We start from the raw sequence: 14,075 nt of genomic DNA, 5'->3' as shown, positions 1-14,075 counted from the left end.
CTGAAGCCGGAAATCTGGGTTTTTGCGCAATTCTGTTGCTCTGAATCATCTGAGTTGTCAATGTCTAGCAATAAAATTGCCAGATGGGTCCCAGCCCTCTAGCATGGAGGTATGTTCGAGCCGCACCCCGAGCACATTCTCCTGACTCCCGGCCCCACGCCCATCCACCCGCGCGCCCAGCAGGCGCTGATCCGGCCGATGCTGGGCCACATGGACCCTGAAGTCTTCGCTCTGAACAGCGAGATTCAGGCTGATCTGCGCGTCATGTACGGTACCGAGCCGCAGGCGTTCACAGCCCTTCTGGCAGGAACGGGCAGCCTGGGAATGGAGGCGGGCTTCGCCAACCTGGTAGAGGCAGGCGACGAGGTGCTGGTGTGCGCCAACGGGAGCTTCGGCAGCCGCATGGCCGAGATGGCCGGCCGCTACGGTGCCCGCGTCCGCCTGGTCACCGCACCGCTGGGCGAGGCCATTCGCCCACAGGATGTCGCGGCCCATCTGGACGGTGTGAATATGGTGGCCGTGGTGCACGGTGAAACCAGCACCGGGGTGCTTAATCCTGTTCCGGAAATAGCTGAACTTGTGCGCGGCAGCGGCGCCCTGCTGACCGTCGATGCCGTCACCACAGCCGGCATGGAGCCGTTCCACATGGCCGAGTGGGGGGTGGACTACGCCTACACCGGCGCCCAGAAATGCCTCTCCGCTCCTCCCGGGCTGGCGCCCATAGCCGTCAGTGAACGCGCCTTTGCCCGCTTTTCCGCCCGCCGCACAAAGGTGCCCCTGTGGTACTGCGACCTGGAGGGTCTGCGTGACTACTGGGTGGACCACACCTACCACCACACGGTGCCGGTAAATCTCCACTTTGCCTTCCACGCCGCTCTGCGCGCCGCTCTGGAAGAAGGCCTGGTCGAGCGCCAGCGCCGGGTGGCCCTGCTGGGCCAGGCCATCACCCAGACGCTCGCGCCCCTGGGTTTCAGCCATTACGTCGAGCGCCCCCAGGACCGCTTACCGACCGTGCTGGCCCTGCGCCTCCCGGACGGTTTTGACGACGCTGGAATTCGTCAGGCGCTGCGACGCCGTGAGATCAGCGTCACCGGTGGCCTGGGACCAACGGCGGGCGTGATCTGGCGTCTGGGCCTGATGGGTGAGAGTGCCCACCCGGCTCCGTACCGCGCCCTGATGGTTGCCCTTGAGGACCTGCTGGGAGAACGCGGTCTGGCTGGCCGCTTCGATGAAGCCGTACACGGCGTGCTGGTATAAGACAGATAAGACAGACAAGACAGAAGCGTGGCGGTCAAATTCCGCCACGCTTCTGTTTTCATTTCTGAACCCTCCCAGCTCAGCCCATCCGGCCGGTACGGATCACGTCTGCAATCACCGGGGGCAGGTTCCAGGCCATGATGTCAAACGCGCTGGACGCGTAATCGTAGCTGACCTTGTGCAGGGTGACTTTGGGTTTGCGTCCTCCGCAGTCCACGATGGCCACGTCGGCGCCGGGCTCATGGTTCAGCGACAGCCCCACACTGCCTGGGTCGACAAAGGTGGTCTCGCCGATGACCCGCACAAAGGGAACGTGGGTGCCTGCAACGACGACCACGCGGGAGGCAAGTTCCTCGGCCAGGATCTCCAGGTCCCGCTCGTGGGCCATGAGGTCCACCCGCCGTTCAGGGTCATGGGGGCTGCCGTGAAAGAACCGCACCCGACCTATCGGGGTGGTCAGGCGGCCCCCGGGAGGCAACCGGCGCAGAAAATCCATCTGGTCCGGAGACAGCATCGTCCGTGACCAGGACAGAACCTGCTCGGCTACACCACGCCGGTCCGCACGTTCCCCAAGTTCCATGGCAACACGCATATCGCTTGAGCCCAGCGCGACCGGCCAGCCTTCTCTGCGCACGAAATCGATCACCGGACCCGGGCTGGCGCCGTAGCCGACCATGTCACCTACCACGATGACCTGACTGACCGGGTTCTCCGCGAGGAAGCGTTTGACGGCTGTCAACGCGTGGATATTTCCATGAAGGTCACTGATAAAGGCCAGACGCAAGGTGCCTCCATCCTAAAGCAATTTGTCGGCAACAGGGCATAACCCCCCCAGATAGACGACTATGATGCCCCACAGATGTCGCGCCTGCCCGTCCCCCTCGTGTGTGTCCTGATAGGTATCACCCTGGCCCTGTGCAACCTGCCTCTGCAATGGAGCTTCGTCACGCCCTTGCCTCTGGCGGTGCTGCTGCTGTACGTGGCCCAGCCTGTGGGTACCCGGGCGGTGGCCACCCGGATGTGGTGGGCGGGAACGGCCTACAGCGCCGTCCATCTGTGGTGGCTCACGGCCTTCCTGGGCAAGCTGTTTGGCTTCCCGCCGGCCGGTGCCCTGGCGCTGGTCCTGTATGCCCTGGAAGGTGCCTTTCTCGCTGTTATGGCACTGCTGGCTGCCAGGCTGGTCCGCAGCGCCCACGCCCGGGTCTGGGTACTGGCCGGCGTCTGGGTGGGCCTGGAATGGCTGCGTTTTCTAGGTCCCCTGGCCTTTCCGTGGCCTTCACTCGGGTATACGCTGCTGCCCACGCCCATGATCCAGGTCGCGGACCTGGGCGGCGTCCTGTTGGGGAGCGTGATCGTTGCGGCTACGGCTGCCGCCCTGGTCAGCTTCTGGCTGGACCGCCGCACGCCACTGCTGGCTATGAGTGCGGTGTGGATTCTGGCCCTGGCCTACGGCGTGACGCGCACTTCCTCCCAGGGGCCCGAAGGTCGGGCTCTGCTGCAGCGCAACACCATTGACACCTTTGGCCGTGCCAGTCAGGTGCTTACTCCCGAAGAGGACGTGGCGCAGTATCTGCGCCTGTCGCGCTTCCGTCAGCCTGGCGAGGTGGTGATCTGGTCCGAGAGCGCCATTCGTAAGGAAGAACTGGTGCCGCAGGCGCCTGCAGGCGGCCTGTATGGTGCCTCCTTCAGTAGTGGCCTCCGGGCCAACCGCGTTGTGGCCTGGGATGGTCAGCAGATCACCAGCAGTACGGACAAGGCCCGGCCAGTACCGTTTGGCGAATACTACCCCCTGCGTCAGGCGGTGGCTCCTCTGTGGCACATCATCGAGCGGCAGATCGGCCTGTCTCTCACGAGTGTCCCGGCTGCCCAGGCTCTCAACGTTCTGACCCTGGACGGGGTGCGTTACGGTGCCTACGTGTGTTATGACAGCGTGTTCCCCTGGGTTGCGCGGCAGCTGAGCAACAAGGGCGCGCAGGTGCTGGTCAACGCCAGCAACGACGGCTGGTACGACGGGTGGGGGGTGCAGCAGCACTTCATGATGGGTCGCGTGCGGGCCATCGAGAACCGGCGCTGGGTGCTGCGCAGCGTCAATGAGGGGGTCGCGGCCGTCATTGACGACCTGGGTCGCCCCCGCCAGACGCTCAGCAGGGGAGAGGGCGTCATCCACGCCCGGTACCGCCTGCTGGAGGGCCAGACTCTCTATCAACGGTGGGGTGACCTGCCGGCCCTGAGTCTGGCCGGACTGATGGTCCTCTTCGGGCTGCTGATCGAACGGTCGGAACGCCGCCGCATCAGCTGACCCCTCAGCGGAAATGCTCGACAATATCGTCGAGATCGTCTTCCGGAACCTCCACGTAACGGCGTGTGGTGTCCACCTGTTCATGTCCCAGGAAACCCGCGACCCTCGTAAAGTCCTTGGTCGCCGCGTACAACTGGGTTCCGGCGTACTTGCGCCCGGCATGAAAGCCGCGGAACTCATGTTCCCGGCCAGCCTTCAGCGCCAGCTTCTGCAACCGGTCATAGGCAGTGGAATACGCCCGGAAGGCCAGAACGCGCCCGGAGGTCGCCGCGCCTGAACTCTCGTGCAGCGCTCTCAGCGCCTCACGGAGCATGCCACTCATGGGCACCCGCCTCGCCTTGTCGCCCTTACCATGAGCGACCAGTAACCGGCGGCGTGGCAGGTCCACGTGAGCCCACTCCACTGCCAGCGCCTCGGCAATGCGCAGCCCCGCGTGGGTCAGCAGCAGCAGCAGCGCCCGCTCCTGGTCGTCGGCGTGCTCCAGCATCGCCTGCACGAATTCAGCCCGGTACGGCGGATTCTTGACGATGCCACGCGTGCGGTCCTTGGGGCGCTTTACATCCGCGAACGGGTCAGCGTCGGTGGCGCCTGCCCAGCGCAGCGCGCGGTATAGTGCCGCCGCCGCCGCGACGCGGGCCATGACTGTGGCAGGTTTGAGACCGGAACTGCTGAGAGCTGCCACATACAAACCCGGTTCACGCCGGCCCGGGTGCAGCAGGTTCCAGGCATGCTCCCGGGCGTGGGTCAACAGAACCTCGACACCTTTGCGGTAGGCGCGCAGCGTATGCGGACTCAGTGCCACACCGCCGCTGGTGTCGGTGGTCAGGTAAGCCAGGGTTAGTGGCCACAATTCAGCGAAGTCCTTGTCGCGCGCTGCTGTGACGGCCCGGACCTTCAGGGCCTCGTCGCCCAAGCTGCTGAAGGTCCGGGCCTGACCCAGGCGGTCGGCGGTAAAGGGAACCAGATCAGTGGTCATGTGTTCCGATGATAACATGCATTATCAACGGAATACATCGGCGGTGGGGACACGGAGATGTGCGTCCGAGCTTTGGCGGCTGATATCTGGCCCCTCCCGTATCCCTCAAAACACTTTGGAGGCCCCTTCCTGGGCCTCCTGTGAGCTTGGCGAAAATCTGTCGGCTACAGCAGCGACATTTCAGGTATCCAGCTCGTCCCGCCGCACTGGCGTGATGAACCGGACAGCGCCAGGCAGGATGCGGGCCACAAACGGCGTGGTTTCCACATGGAGCTCGCCGTCGAACTGTAGCGGGAACGGTTCGACCGCGTCCACCTGGACCTGACGGGCCTCAATGGTCTCCAGGTTGCTGCTGAACATGGGATCACCGAGGTTGAACTTGGCGCGTACCGAGTCGATGAGGTTGGGCACCAGCCGGAAGATATTCCCTGCTTTCATCAGAATCACTGTGAAGCGCCCGTCCGAAGGGCTGATGTCGCTGGTGATCGGCAGCCGGTAGTTGGCCATACCCAGGTTCGCCACCATGACACCGATGCCTTCGAACGAACGTGGTTCACCGTCAATGATCAGGTTGAAGGTGGTCTTCTTCGGGTTGAGCTGTTTCATGGCACTGATGACGTAGGCCATTTCCCCGTACTTTTCCTTGAGCTCCTCGCTGTCCCGGATCATGGCCGCGTCGGCACCAGCGCCAGCCAGCATGGCAAAGCCGCGGTTTTCTCCCTTGACCTCGATCTCGCCCAGGTCCAGGCGTACCGAGTGCCCGTCCCGCATGACCTCCACGAGTTCCTCCGGGGTTTTGGGCAGGTCCAGATTCTGCGCGATCAGGTTGGCGGTTCCGGCCGGGTATGCCAGAAGCGGAATATTCTTGTAGCGAGTGGCGTAAGCCAGGCTGCTCACTGTGCCGTCGCCACCAGCGGCAACGACGGCGTCATAGGTCTCGACATCGTGAACGTAGTCAGCCATGGGGGTATCAGGCTCCAGTTCGCGGTCCGTCACGTCGGCGCCGGCCGCGCGGAGCAGCTCAATGAACTGCGGCAACGGACTGTCGCCGTGACCACTGCGTGGGTTCCAGACGACCAGGATGCGCCGGGCGGCCAGGGCGTCGGTCTCAGCCGCGGAGATGTCTGGTAAGTCAGGTGTTTCGCTGGGGGGTGGTGTTTGACCGGTCATCTTAGGGATCATTAGACTGCGTTCACGGAGGCTGTTGCTATGCGTCATTTCTTTGTTGCTTCTTTACTGTGTGCTGGTCTTCTCGCATCCTGCTCCCCAACCGCTCAGGTGTCCCAGCAGGTGACGGTGACGCCAATGCTGATCAAGCTGTCTGAACCGGCGGCGCGCGGCGGAACCGTGACCATCCAGGGACGTTACCTGGGAGGCCCGGCAACGGGCCGTGTTCGTCTGGGTGCCAATGAGCGCGGTGAGGGCGGCTTTGTCTTCCCTGCCGCGGCCGTACGCTCCTGGTCCGATACCGAAATCGTGCTGACCATCCCGGCTGACGCCCCAGTGGGCGGCTCCTGGCTGTTCGTTGAGGTTGGGGGCCGGCAGTCGACGGGGTTGCCCTACAGCGTTCGTCAGTAAGCCTATTCAGTCTTTGAGGGCCGGCTTCCTATGTTTGGGAGCGGCCCTCTTCCCTGCCCGCATTCAGCGCCGATATGCGCAGGATTTGCCGGCGGGCGCTACACTTCCTCTGTTATGGCGATCAAGCGTCCCAAGGGGACCCAGGACCACCTGCCGGACGGCAGCCCGAAACTCAGTCTGGACACCCGTGCGGCGGCCTTCACGTTTGTCCGTGAAACCGCCCGGCGGGTACTGGAGCGCGCCGGCGCCCAGTTCACCGATACACCGCTGTTCGAGGAAGCTGAGCTGGTTCAGCGTGGCGTGGGCGGCAGCACCGACATCGTGCGCAAGGAGATGTTCACCGTGTATTACTTCGGGGATCACGGGGGTTTTATCCTGCGGCCTGAAGGCACGGCCGGCCTGGTGCGCTCGTACCTGCAAAATGGGCTCAAGCAGCTACCGGCGCCCCTGAAGCTCTGGACCCATGGCCCCATGTTCCGGGCAGAAAACGTGCAGAAGGGCCGGCTGCGTCAGTTTCACCAGGTGGATTACGAGGTCCTGGGCAGCGCCGACGCGCTGGTTGACGCGGAGGCCATTGCCCTGATGACCGAGGTCGTGCGCGCCCTGGGCGTTCAGAAAGTCAAGGTCAAGCTGGGCAGTATCGGTGACCCCGAGGACCGCGAGGCGTACAACACGTACCTGCGGGAGCTATTCACCCCTCATCTGGAAGCGTTGTCGGACGACAGCAAGGACCGCCTGAACCGCAATCCCATGCGGATTCTGGACAGCAAGAGTGAAAGCGACCAGACACTGATCGCTCAGCTTGGTGTGCGGCCCATGCTGGACTTTCTGGGCGAGGGTGCACGGACGCACTTCGAGCAGGTGCAGGCTTATCTGAATGCCTGGGACGTGTCCTACGAAGTGGACCCGAGCATCGTGCGCGGCCTGGATTATTACCGGCGCACTGCGTGGGAACTGCACCACGAGGGTGTAGGCGCCAAATCCGCCCTGGGCGGCGGCGGCCGCTACGACGGGCTGGCACAGGAGCTGGGCAGCAAGGAAGTGGTTCCCGGTATCGGCTGGGCCTTCGGAATAGAGCGGCTGCTGCTGGCCATGGACGCCGAAGGGGTGGCGTTGCCCGAGACCTCAGGACCTTTGCTGTACGTCGCGGCTATGGACGATGAGAACGTCACCTACGCGGCCACAGTTGCCCTGACCACCCGCCGGACGGCACGCGCCGAGTTCGCCTACCGCGCCATGAAACCAGCAGCCGCTTTCCGCGACGCCGAACGCAGGGGAGCCCGGTTTATTGCGCTGATCGGCTCTGATGAAGTCGCGCAAGACACCTTGAGCATCAAGAACCTCCAGACCGGCCAGCAGTCCAAGGTCCAAACCCGCGACCTGCAGGCCTTCCTCGCCGGGCAGGCTGATCAGCACTCCCCCGCAATTCCCCACGACCCCACCCCGCAGGAGAAGGCATGAAACGCACCGCCCTTATCGGACAGCTCAGCACCACGCACCTCGACCAGGCCGTCACTCTGCAGGGCTGGGTGAACCGGCGCCGTGACCTGGGCGGGCTGATCTTCCTGGAGTTGCGTGACCGCAGCGGTCTGGTGCAGGTGCAGGTTGAGCCGGACTCCCCTGCTTTTGCCCAGGCGGACCAGCTGCGCGCCGAGTACGTGGCCGAGGTCGAGGGTATCTATCGGGCGCGCCCTGAAAACCAGCGGAAAGGCGGCGCAGCGGATTACGAGGTGATCGCATCCCGCGTAAAGGTCCTCAACACCGCCAAGACGCCACCCTTTGAGCTCGACAAGGGCGAGAGCGTGGCGGAGGATATCCGCCTGAAGTACCGGTACCTGGACCTGCGTAGACCAGAGATGCAGCGCCACCTGCTGCTCCGGTCCCGCGCGATGGCGGCTGTTACGGCTTTCCTGGACTCTAGCGGTTTCGTGCAGGTGGAAACGCCGATGCTCACCAAGTCCACGCCTGAAGGCGCGCGCGACTTCCTGGTGCCCAGCCGCCTGAACCCAGGCGAGTTTTACGCGCTGCCTCAGTCGCCCCAGCTGTTCAAGCAGCTGCTGATGATTGCCGGATACGACCGCTACTACCAGTTCGCCCGCTGCTTCCGTGACGAGGACCTGCGCGCCGACCGTCAGCCTGACTTCACGCAGCTGGACATGGAAATGAGCTTCGTCGAGCAGGACGACGTGCTCGAACTTCAAGAAGGGCTGATGGCCCACGTGTTCAAGGCCACGCTGGACGTGGACCTTCCCCGGCCGTTCCCGCGGCTGAGCTACTTCGACGCGATGGACCGCTATGGCTCGGACAAGCCTGACCTGCGGTTCGAGTCTGCCCTGGTAGACGTGACCGATCTGTTTCAGGGCGGCGAATTCAAGGCCTTTGCTGCAGCTCAGAGCGTGAAGGTTCTCGCGGCTGCGGAGCTGACCCGCAAGCAGATTGACGAACTGGAACGGGTCGCGAAGCAGAACGGTGCAGGAGGGCTCGCCTGGCTTAAGCGTGACGGCGACAGCTTTACCGGCGGGATCAGCAAGTTTGTCGGCAGTGTGGCGCCTCAGCTGATCAAGCGCAGTGGCGTGCAGGACGGCGGGACCCTCCTGTTTGCCGCCGGTGATTGGAAAAAGGCCGTGACCGCGCTGGGAGCCGTCCGCCTCGCCGTGCGTGATCTGTTTGACCTGACGTCCAGCGGACCACGCTTTCACGTTTCCTGGGTCACTGACTTTCCTCAGCTTGAATTTGACGAAGACAGTGGCACCTGGACTTACATGCATCATCCCTTCACCGCGCCTCACCCGGATGACGCGGAGTTGTTCGGCACCCTGCGCCAGGGTGAAATCAGGGCCCAGGCTTACGATCTGGTGCTCAACGGATTCGAGGTCGGTGGCGGCAGCGTCCGGATTCACGACCCGGCCGTGCAGACCAAGATGTTTGAAGCCATCGGTTTTACCGAGGCGCAGGCACGCGAGAAGTTCGGGTTCTTCATGGACGCCCTGGAATACGGGACTCCTCCGCACGGCGGCATCGCCTGGGGGTTTGACCGCCTGGTTATGGTCATGAGCGGAGCAAGCAGCATTCGAGAGGTGATTGCCTTTCCCAAGAACAACCGTGGGGCTGACCTGATGGCCGAAGCGCCGTCGTTGGTGGACGACGCACAACTGGCGGAGCTTGGAGTAGGTGTGCTCTCCCCTTCCTGAAGATTGAAATGGAGGGGCTTGGCGCCCCTCTTGTCTCAAGTAGAACAAGTGAAATCATTCACGATAAATCCAATTCGTGATTTTCCGGTTCTCTACGCGAATGGATAAAGATCGATAGCTATTGCTGTCATGGGAACAGCTCCAATGTACCGGCCTTCGCGCTGCTTGTCTCATATACAGCCCTCGTCACCGACTGAGACCCAACTCTTACGTCACCACAATGGGTCCTCTCTTGAACTATGGCTCAAGCCACTACCGGTTCGTAGGCCCGCTTCCCGTCGCCGGCAGCTCGCTCCCCTATGCTGTCTGGAATGCGTTTTGACGACCTTCCCGTGCTGCCCACCACGCCCGGCGTGTATATCTTCCGCAAGGGGGGGACGCCGATCTATATCGGGAAGGCCAACAACCTGCGGTCACGCGTCGGGCAGCACTTCAAGGCCGGCGGCAAGAGCGGCAAATTCACGGCGCTCGCAGACACGCTGGAATTCATCACCGCACGCAACGAGGTTGAGGCTCTGGTTCTGGAAGCCAACCTCATTAAGCAGCACCGCCCGCATTACAACGTCACGCTGAAGGACGACAAGCACTACCCGTTCCTGAAACTGACCAACGAGACCTACCCCATGCTGGTGGTCACGCGGCGCGTTCTCAAGGATGGCGGCAGTTACTACGGCCCGTACCCGGACTCCTCTGCCGTCCGTCGCGTGAAGCATCTGATCGACACCATGTTCCCCCTGCGCAAAAACTCGGGCCTGCCACTCCAGAAAAAAGCCCGGCCATGCCTGAACTATCACATGGGCCGGTGTCTGGGACCATGCATTGACGCGGCTCCGGTGGACGATTACCGCCGGGTAGTGGAGGACGTCAAAAGCCTGCTTGAAGGCCGCGCGGCACCTGTGATCGCCAGACTCAAAGAGGACATGAAAGCCGCCGCCCTGGCCAGGGACTTTGAACAGGCTGGCCGGCTGCGGGACCGCGTGCAGGCCGTCGAAAAGCTGTTCGGAACCGAGCAGCACGCCTTCGTGAGCGACGAAACGGACCTTGACTTTCTCGGGGCGGCGCAGGCCGGCGAATACGCCATGGTTCAGCTGTTCCGGATGCGCGGCGGGCGGGTTGTGGGGCGAGACAAGCGTTTCCTGACCGGAACTGAGGACAGCCCGCTGGGCGAGATTGTCGAGGCCTTTGTGCAGGACTACTACACGCAGGCCACGCATGTTCCCCCTTTGATCTTGCTGCCGGCCGATTTTGACGACACCCCGATCTGGAGTGCCTTCCTGTCGGAGAAGGCTGGACGCAGGATCGAGATGCGCACCCCCAAGCGGGGCGACAAGGTGGATCTGGTCGAGATGGCCCAGCGCAACGCCAATACCGGACTGGAATCCGAGCTCGCGCTGCTGGAGCGCCGGGGAGATCATCCCGGCCTCGACGCCCTGCGTGAAGCGCTGGCCCTGCCTGACCGTCCCTGGCGGATCGAAGGGTATGACAACAGCAACCTGTTTGGCACCAACATCGTGTCCGGCATGGTGGTCTTCGAGGGTGGGCGGGCACGGCGCGGCGAGCACCGCCGGTTCAAGGTGCGAGGACTGGACCACCCTGACGATTACACCAGCATGAAACAGACCATCAGCCGCCGCTTTACCGGAAGTCTGGCTGACAAGTTGCCGCTGCCGGACCTGATCCTGATCGACGGCGGGCGGGGGCAGGTGAACGCCGCACTGGACGCCCTGCGTGAGGCTGGCATTCAGGTTCCGGTGGTCGGCCTGGCCAAACGCGAGGAACGCCTGATTCTGCCGGGACGCTATGGAGCGCAGTGGTGGCTGGAAAACGGAACTGAAATTGGCGTGGACCGTGAATTGCTGCTGCCTCAGACACATCCGGCGCTGCGGATGCTGATTGGCGTTCGCGATGAGGTGCACAACTACGCCGTGACCTATCACCGCAAATTGCGCGGTCAGGACATGCTGCGCAGCGTGTTCGACGATCTGCCGGGAATCGGGCAGAAACGCAGGGACGCCCTGCTGGAGCACTTCACCAGCCTCGAAGACCTGGCAGCTGCGCCGGTCGAGCAGATTGCAGCGGTGCCGGGGATGACCACCCGCGCGGCCCAGAGCGTCAAGACCTTTCTGGCGCAGCGGGCGGCCAATCAGGCGCCCATTACCAGCTGAGCAGTCCTCTATGAAGCCGCCCACTTCAGCTGAAGTGGGCGGTGTCTGGTGACCTTCACCGTCATGCGAGACGCAGATGACCGAGGAGCGAGGGGAAACGGAATTTTCGGCGTTTGCGGGCCTGAGCTTCCCGGATCAGGCGACGCTGAGCAGCTTCCTGCCGAAGGTCCTGCGCCCGTTGCTGGGCAAGTTCGATATGAAAGTGCATGCTCGTGTCCTGTCGGGCCGCTGCCACGCTGGCACCCTTGGCCGGCCCGAGGTACCCCTATGGTGCGGTATGGCCCACTGTGAGCACATGCGCCAGCCGCGCACCAGCAGCTCAGCACACTGGCTTACGGGGTGGCCCTGGAAGGAGTCTGCTAAAGAATCCCGTAAGCCAGTCCAGCAGGGCTGTGGCGTGTAATGGCGGGGATGTTCTCTCGTGTGCGCCTGGAACTGCTGCCCTTCCTCAAGCGGCACTGGAAGGCGCTGGCACTGCTGCTCTTGGGTGTTCTGACCCCCCTGGTCCTGATTGCCGATCTGGTCAAGGACGTGTTTCAGGATGGGGGCTTCGCCTGGGACCAGGCCATCCTGGACTGGTACCGCGAACGTCGAACCCCGGAATTGACGGCCACTGCACAGGCGCTCGCCACCGTGGCTGGCGTTCCGGTCCTGCCCATTCTGACTCTGCTGGCCGCGTGGTTACTTGCCCTTCAGCACCGCCGGCCCCACGGGTGGTTTCTGGTGCTGAGTGTCATCGGGGCGACGCTGCTGAACCTCGCTGCAAAAGCAGTGTTTTCACGGCCCCGCCCGGACCTGATGGGCGCCGTTCTGGAGGAACCGGGATTCAGCTTTCCCAGCGGGCACAGCATGTCGAATGCGGCCTTCAGCATTGCGCTGACTCTGATCTTCTGGCGAACACGCGTCCGCTGGCCTGTGGCGCTGGTGGCCCTGCTGTGGGCGCTGCTTATCGGATCGAGCCGCAACTACCTGGGCGTGCACTATCCCACTGATGTGCTGGTGGGCTTTCTGGCCAGCACGGCCTGGGTGTATGGACTGTACGTGCTGATGCGCCCCCGCTGGCCGTCCCTGACGGTCAAGGAGTCAGAAAAGGCGGACACCCCGCAACTGTGACGGGGCGTCCTGGAGTGCTCTGGCTGGTGTGGTCCGCGCAGTGAACAGCCGCCAGCTTAGTGAACGGCGGCTGGCAGTTCACCGAGGCGGAAAGCCTGATGTACGGCGCGGGTCGCCTCTTCAACCTGGGTGCCGTCCAGCGCCACGCTGATGTTGAGCTCGCTGCTTCCCTGCGAAATCATCAGAATATTGATCTCGGACTGGGCCAGGGCGCTGAACAGCCCTGCAGCCACGCCGCGCTGACCACGCATGCCGCTGCCCACGATGGCCAGCACGGCCACGCCTGCCTGTTCCTCGACCTGCAGTTCCGCAGTGACTGCACTGCGCAGGGCACCCAGGGTGCGCTCGGCGTCAACGCTCTGCACGGCCAGCGAAACGTTGCTCATGGAGCTGCTCTGCGACACCATCAGCAGGGTGATGTTTTCACGGGCAATCGCGGCGAACAGGCTCGCTACGACGTCCGGCACGCCCAGGGCACCGGCGCCGCTGACGTTGATGATGCTGACGTTGCGAATGGCCGTCACGGCCTTGACCGGGTGGCGGCCGTCATCCAGAGCGTCGGCCTGCACCAGGGTCCCCGGGAAGTCCGGGTCGGCGGCGCTCTTGACCCGCAGCGGGATCCCGCTTTCCTGCAGCGGCGTGACCGCCAGAGGATGCAGCACCTTGGCGCCGAAATACGCCAGTTCCATCACCTCGCCGTAGCTGAGGACCTCGATGTTGCGGGCGTCCTGCACGACACGCGGGTCGGCACTCATGACACCGTCGACGTCCTTCCAGGCCCACACTTCGTCGGCACCCAGCGCCTTGCCGATGATGGTGGCGCTGAAGTCGGTTCCGCCGCGCCCCAGCGTGGTGGTCGCGCCCTTGTCGGTCTCGCCCATAAAGCCCGCGACGACTGGCGTGACGCCAGCGCTCAGCACACCGCTGAGGCGGTCCTTGACGCGCTCGTACGTGCCGGGAAGCGGCTTGGCGTTGCCAAAGTGGGCATCGGTCAGAATGCCTGCCTCACCGCCGGTCAGGTGATGGGCACGCAGGCCGGACTGCTCCAGGGCCAGGGCCATCAGCGGCGCGGACAGGCGCTCACCGAAAGCCACGATCAGGTCGCGAGAGCGGTGCGTCAGCTCACGCAGCAGGTACACGCCGTACACCGCCTGACGCAGGGTTTCGTGCATTTCGCGAATCTCGCGGACAGTGGCACTGTCGGGCGAGGCGCCAAGTTCCTGGGCAGCCGTGAAGTGCCGGGTGCGCATGGCGGCGATTTCATCGTTGGCGGCCGCGATATCCCCAGCCTGCGCGGCGTCAGCCAGCTTGAGAAGCGCGTTGGTGACGCCCGCCATAGCCGAGACGACCACCACCACCCGGATGCCCTCGCGCACACTACGCCCGGCCAGGGAGGCGCTGTGCCGGATCGCGCGGGCGTCCTGCATATTCGTCCCGCCGAATTTCATCACCAGAAGCGAGTAAGCCATGGCCCGCAGTATGCCCCGGCCATCCCG

Annotated in this window: 12 protein-coding genes; 7 read left to right on the top strand and 5 right to left on the bottom strand. The window is 63.8% G+C overall.

Annotated features, from left to right (window positions below; translation table 11 throughout):
- Nucleotides 1–111: 111 nt before the first annotated feature.
- Nucleotides 112–1,257 carry an alanine--glyoxylate aminotransferase family protein gene (locus DEIDE_RS06650; protein ID WP_012693181.1) on the top strand — a complete coding sequence of 382 codons (1,146 nt, stop codon included), beginning with the start codon at nt 112–114 and terminating at the stop codon, nt 1,255–1,257.
- Between the two features lie 79 nt (nt 1,258–1,336).
- Here DEIDE_RS06650 and DEIDE_RS06645 read toward each other — a convergent pair whose 3' ends face one another.
- On the bottom strand, nt 1,337–2,041 hold the full coding sequence (locus DEIDE_RS06645) for a metallophosphoesterase family protein (protein WP_012693180.1): 705 nt from the start codon (nt 2,039–2,041) through the stop codon (nt 1,337–1,339).
- A 75-nt stretch (nt 2,042–2,116) separates the two neighbouring features.
- Between DEIDE_RS06645 and lnt the strand changes: the two genes are divergently transcribed.
- Nucleotides 2,117–3,556 carry an apolipoprotein N-acyltransferase gene (lnt, locus tag DEIDE_RS06640; protein ID WP_012693179.1) on the top strand — a complete coding sequence of 480 codons (1,440 nt, stop codon included), beginning with the start codon at nt 2,117–2,119 and terminating at the stop codon, nt 3,554–3,556.
- Nucleotides 3,557–3,560: 4 nt separating this feature from the next.
- Here lnt and DEIDE_RS06635 read toward each other — a convergent pair whose 3' ends face one another.
- Together DEIDE_RS06635 and DEIDE_RS06630 are read right to left on the bottom strand one after the other, a co-directional pair.
- Nucleotides 3,561–4,532 carry a tyrosine-type recombinase/integrase gene (locus tag DEIDE_RS06635; protein ID WP_012693178.1) on the bottom strand — a complete coding sequence of 324 codons (972 nt, stop codon included), beginning with the start codon at nt 4,530–4,532 and terminating at the stop codon, nt 3,561–3,563.
- Between the two features lie 180 nt (nt 4,533–4,712).
- Nucleotides 4,713–5,702 (bottom strand): diacylglycerol/lipid kinase family protein, encoded by a 990-nt coding sequence (locus DEIDE_RS06630; protein WP_242402968.1) that lies wholly within the window; start codon nt 5,700–5,702, stop codon nt 4,713–4,715.
- Between the two features lie 39 nt (nt 5,703–5,741).
- Here DEIDE_RS06630 and DEIDE_RS06625 point away from each other — a divergent pair, with 39 nt between their 5' ends.
- The 4 genes from DEIDE_RS06625 (at nt 5,742) to uvrC (ending at nt 11,466) form a co-directional block, all read left to right on the top strand.
- Entirely contained in the window at nt 5,742–6,110 is a 369-nt protein-coding gene (locus tag DEIDE_RS06625; protein ID WP_012693176.1) for an IPT/TIG domain-containing protein, read from the top strand.
- A 114-nt stretch (nt 6,111–6,224) separates the two neighbouring features.
- Nucleotides 6,225–7,571: a histidine--tRNA ligase gene (gene hisS / locus DEIDE_RS06620; protein WP_012693175.1), complete on the top strand. Its 1,347-nt coding sequence runs from the start codon at nt 6,225–6,227 to the stop codon at nt 7,569–7,571.
- On the top strand, nt 7,568–9,301 hold the full coding sequence (gene aspS, locus DEIDE_RS06615; protein ID WP_012693174.1) for an aspartate--tRNA ligase: 1,734 nt from the start codon (nt 7,568–7,570) through the stop codon (nt 9,299–9,301). Before hisS ends, aspS begins: the two co-directional genes overlap by 4 nt.
- 311 nt (nt 9,302–9,612) lie before the next feature.
- Nucleotides 9,613–11,466, top strand: coding sequence for an excinuclease ABC subunit UvrC (gene uvrC, locus DEIDE_RS06610; RefSeq protein ID WP_012693173.1), 1,854 nt, complete (start codon nt 9,613–9,615; stop codon nt 11,464–11,466).
- Nucleotides 11,467–11,527: 61 nt separating this feature from the next.
- Here uvrC and DEIDE_RS19005 read toward each other — a convergent pair whose 3' ends face one another.
- A complete protein-coding gene (locus DEIDE_RS19005) occupies nt 11,528–11,674 on the bottom strand; it encodes a hypothetical protein (RefSeq protein WP_162485407.1) in 147 nt (48 codons plus the stop codon).
- 203 nt (nt 11,675–11,877) lie between these two features.
- Here DEIDE_RS19005 and DEIDE_RS06600 point away from each other — a divergent pair, with 203 nt between their 5' ends.
- Nucleotides 11,878–12,579 carry a phosphatase PAP2 family protein gene (locus tag DEIDE_RS06600; RefSeq protein WP_242402967.1) on the top strand — a complete coding sequence of 234 codons (702 nt, stop codon included), beginning with the start codon at nt 11,878–11,880 and terminating at the stop codon, nt 12,577–12,579.
- A gap of 56 nt (nt 12,580–12,635) precedes the next feature.
- Here the strand turns inward: DEIDE_RS06600 and DEIDE_RS06595 are convergent, their stop codons facing one another.
- On the bottom strand, nt 12,636–14,048 hold the full coding sequence (locus tag DEIDE_RS06595) for an aspartate kinase (RefSeq protein ID WP_012693171.1): 1,413 nt from the start codon (nt 14,046–14,048) through the stop codon (nt 12,636–12,638).
- Nucleotides 14,049–14,075: the final 27 nt, after the last annotated feature.

Origin of the sequence: Deinococcus deserti VCD115 (assembly GCF_000020685.1) — a bacterium.
GTDB lineage: Bacteria > Deinococcota > Deinococci > Deinococcales > Deinococcaceae > Deinococcus > Deinococcus deserti.
The sequence above is the reverse complement of the archived record's forward strand: the minus strand, read 5'-3'. Positions and strand labels throughout refer to the sequence as shown.

What these genes read in the sequence shown, in the direction of transcription:
- hisS (WP_012693175.1), top strand. Translation starts at nt 6,225, where the DNA reads ATGGCGATCAAGCGTCCCAAGGGGACCCAGGACCACCTGCCGGACGGC.
- DEIDE_RS06650 (WP_012693181.1), top strand. Translation starts at nt 112, where the DNA reads ATGTTCGAGCCGCACCCCGAGCACATTCTCCTGACTCCCGGCCCCACG.
- DEIDE_RS19005 (WP_162485407.1), bottom strand. Translation starts at nt 11,674, where the DNA reads ATGCACTTTCATATCGAACTTGCCCAGCAACGGGCGCAGGACCTTCGG.
- uvrC (WP_012693173.1), top strand. Translation starts at nt 9,613, where the DNA reads ATGCGTTTTGACGACCTTCCCGTGCTGCCCACCACGCCCGGCGTGTAT.
- DEIDE_RS06595 (WP_012693171.1), bottom strand. Translation starts at nt 14,048, where the DNA reads ATGGCTTACTCGCTTCTGGTGATGAAATTCGGCGGGACGAATATGCAG.
- DEIDE_RS06630 (WP_242402968.1), bottom strand. Translation starts at nt 5,702, where the DNA reads ATGACCGGTCAAACACCACCCCCCAGCGAAACACCTGACTTACCAGAC.
- DEIDE_RS06600 (WP_242402967.1), top strand. Translation starts at nt 11,878, where the DNA reads ATGTTCTCTCGTGTGCGCCTGGAACTGCTGCCCTTCCTCAAGCGGCAC.
- aspS (WP_012693174.1), top strand. Translation starts at nt 7,568, where the DNA reads ATGAAACGCACCGCCCTTATCGGACAGCTCAGCACCACGCACCTCGAC.
- DEIDE_RS06635 (WP_012693178.1), bottom strand. Translation starts at nt 4,532, where the DNA reads ATGACCACTGATCTGGTTCCCTTTACCGCCGACCGCCTGGGTCAGGCC.
- DEIDE_RS06625 (WP_012693176.1), top strand. Translation starts at nt 5,742, where the DNA reads ATGCGTCATTTCTTTGTTGCTTCTTTACTGTGTGCTGGTCTTCTCGCA.
- lnt (WP_012693179.1), top strand. Translation starts at nt 2,117, where the DNA reads ATGTCGCGCCTGCCCGTCCCCCTCGTGTGTGTCCTGATAGGTATCACC.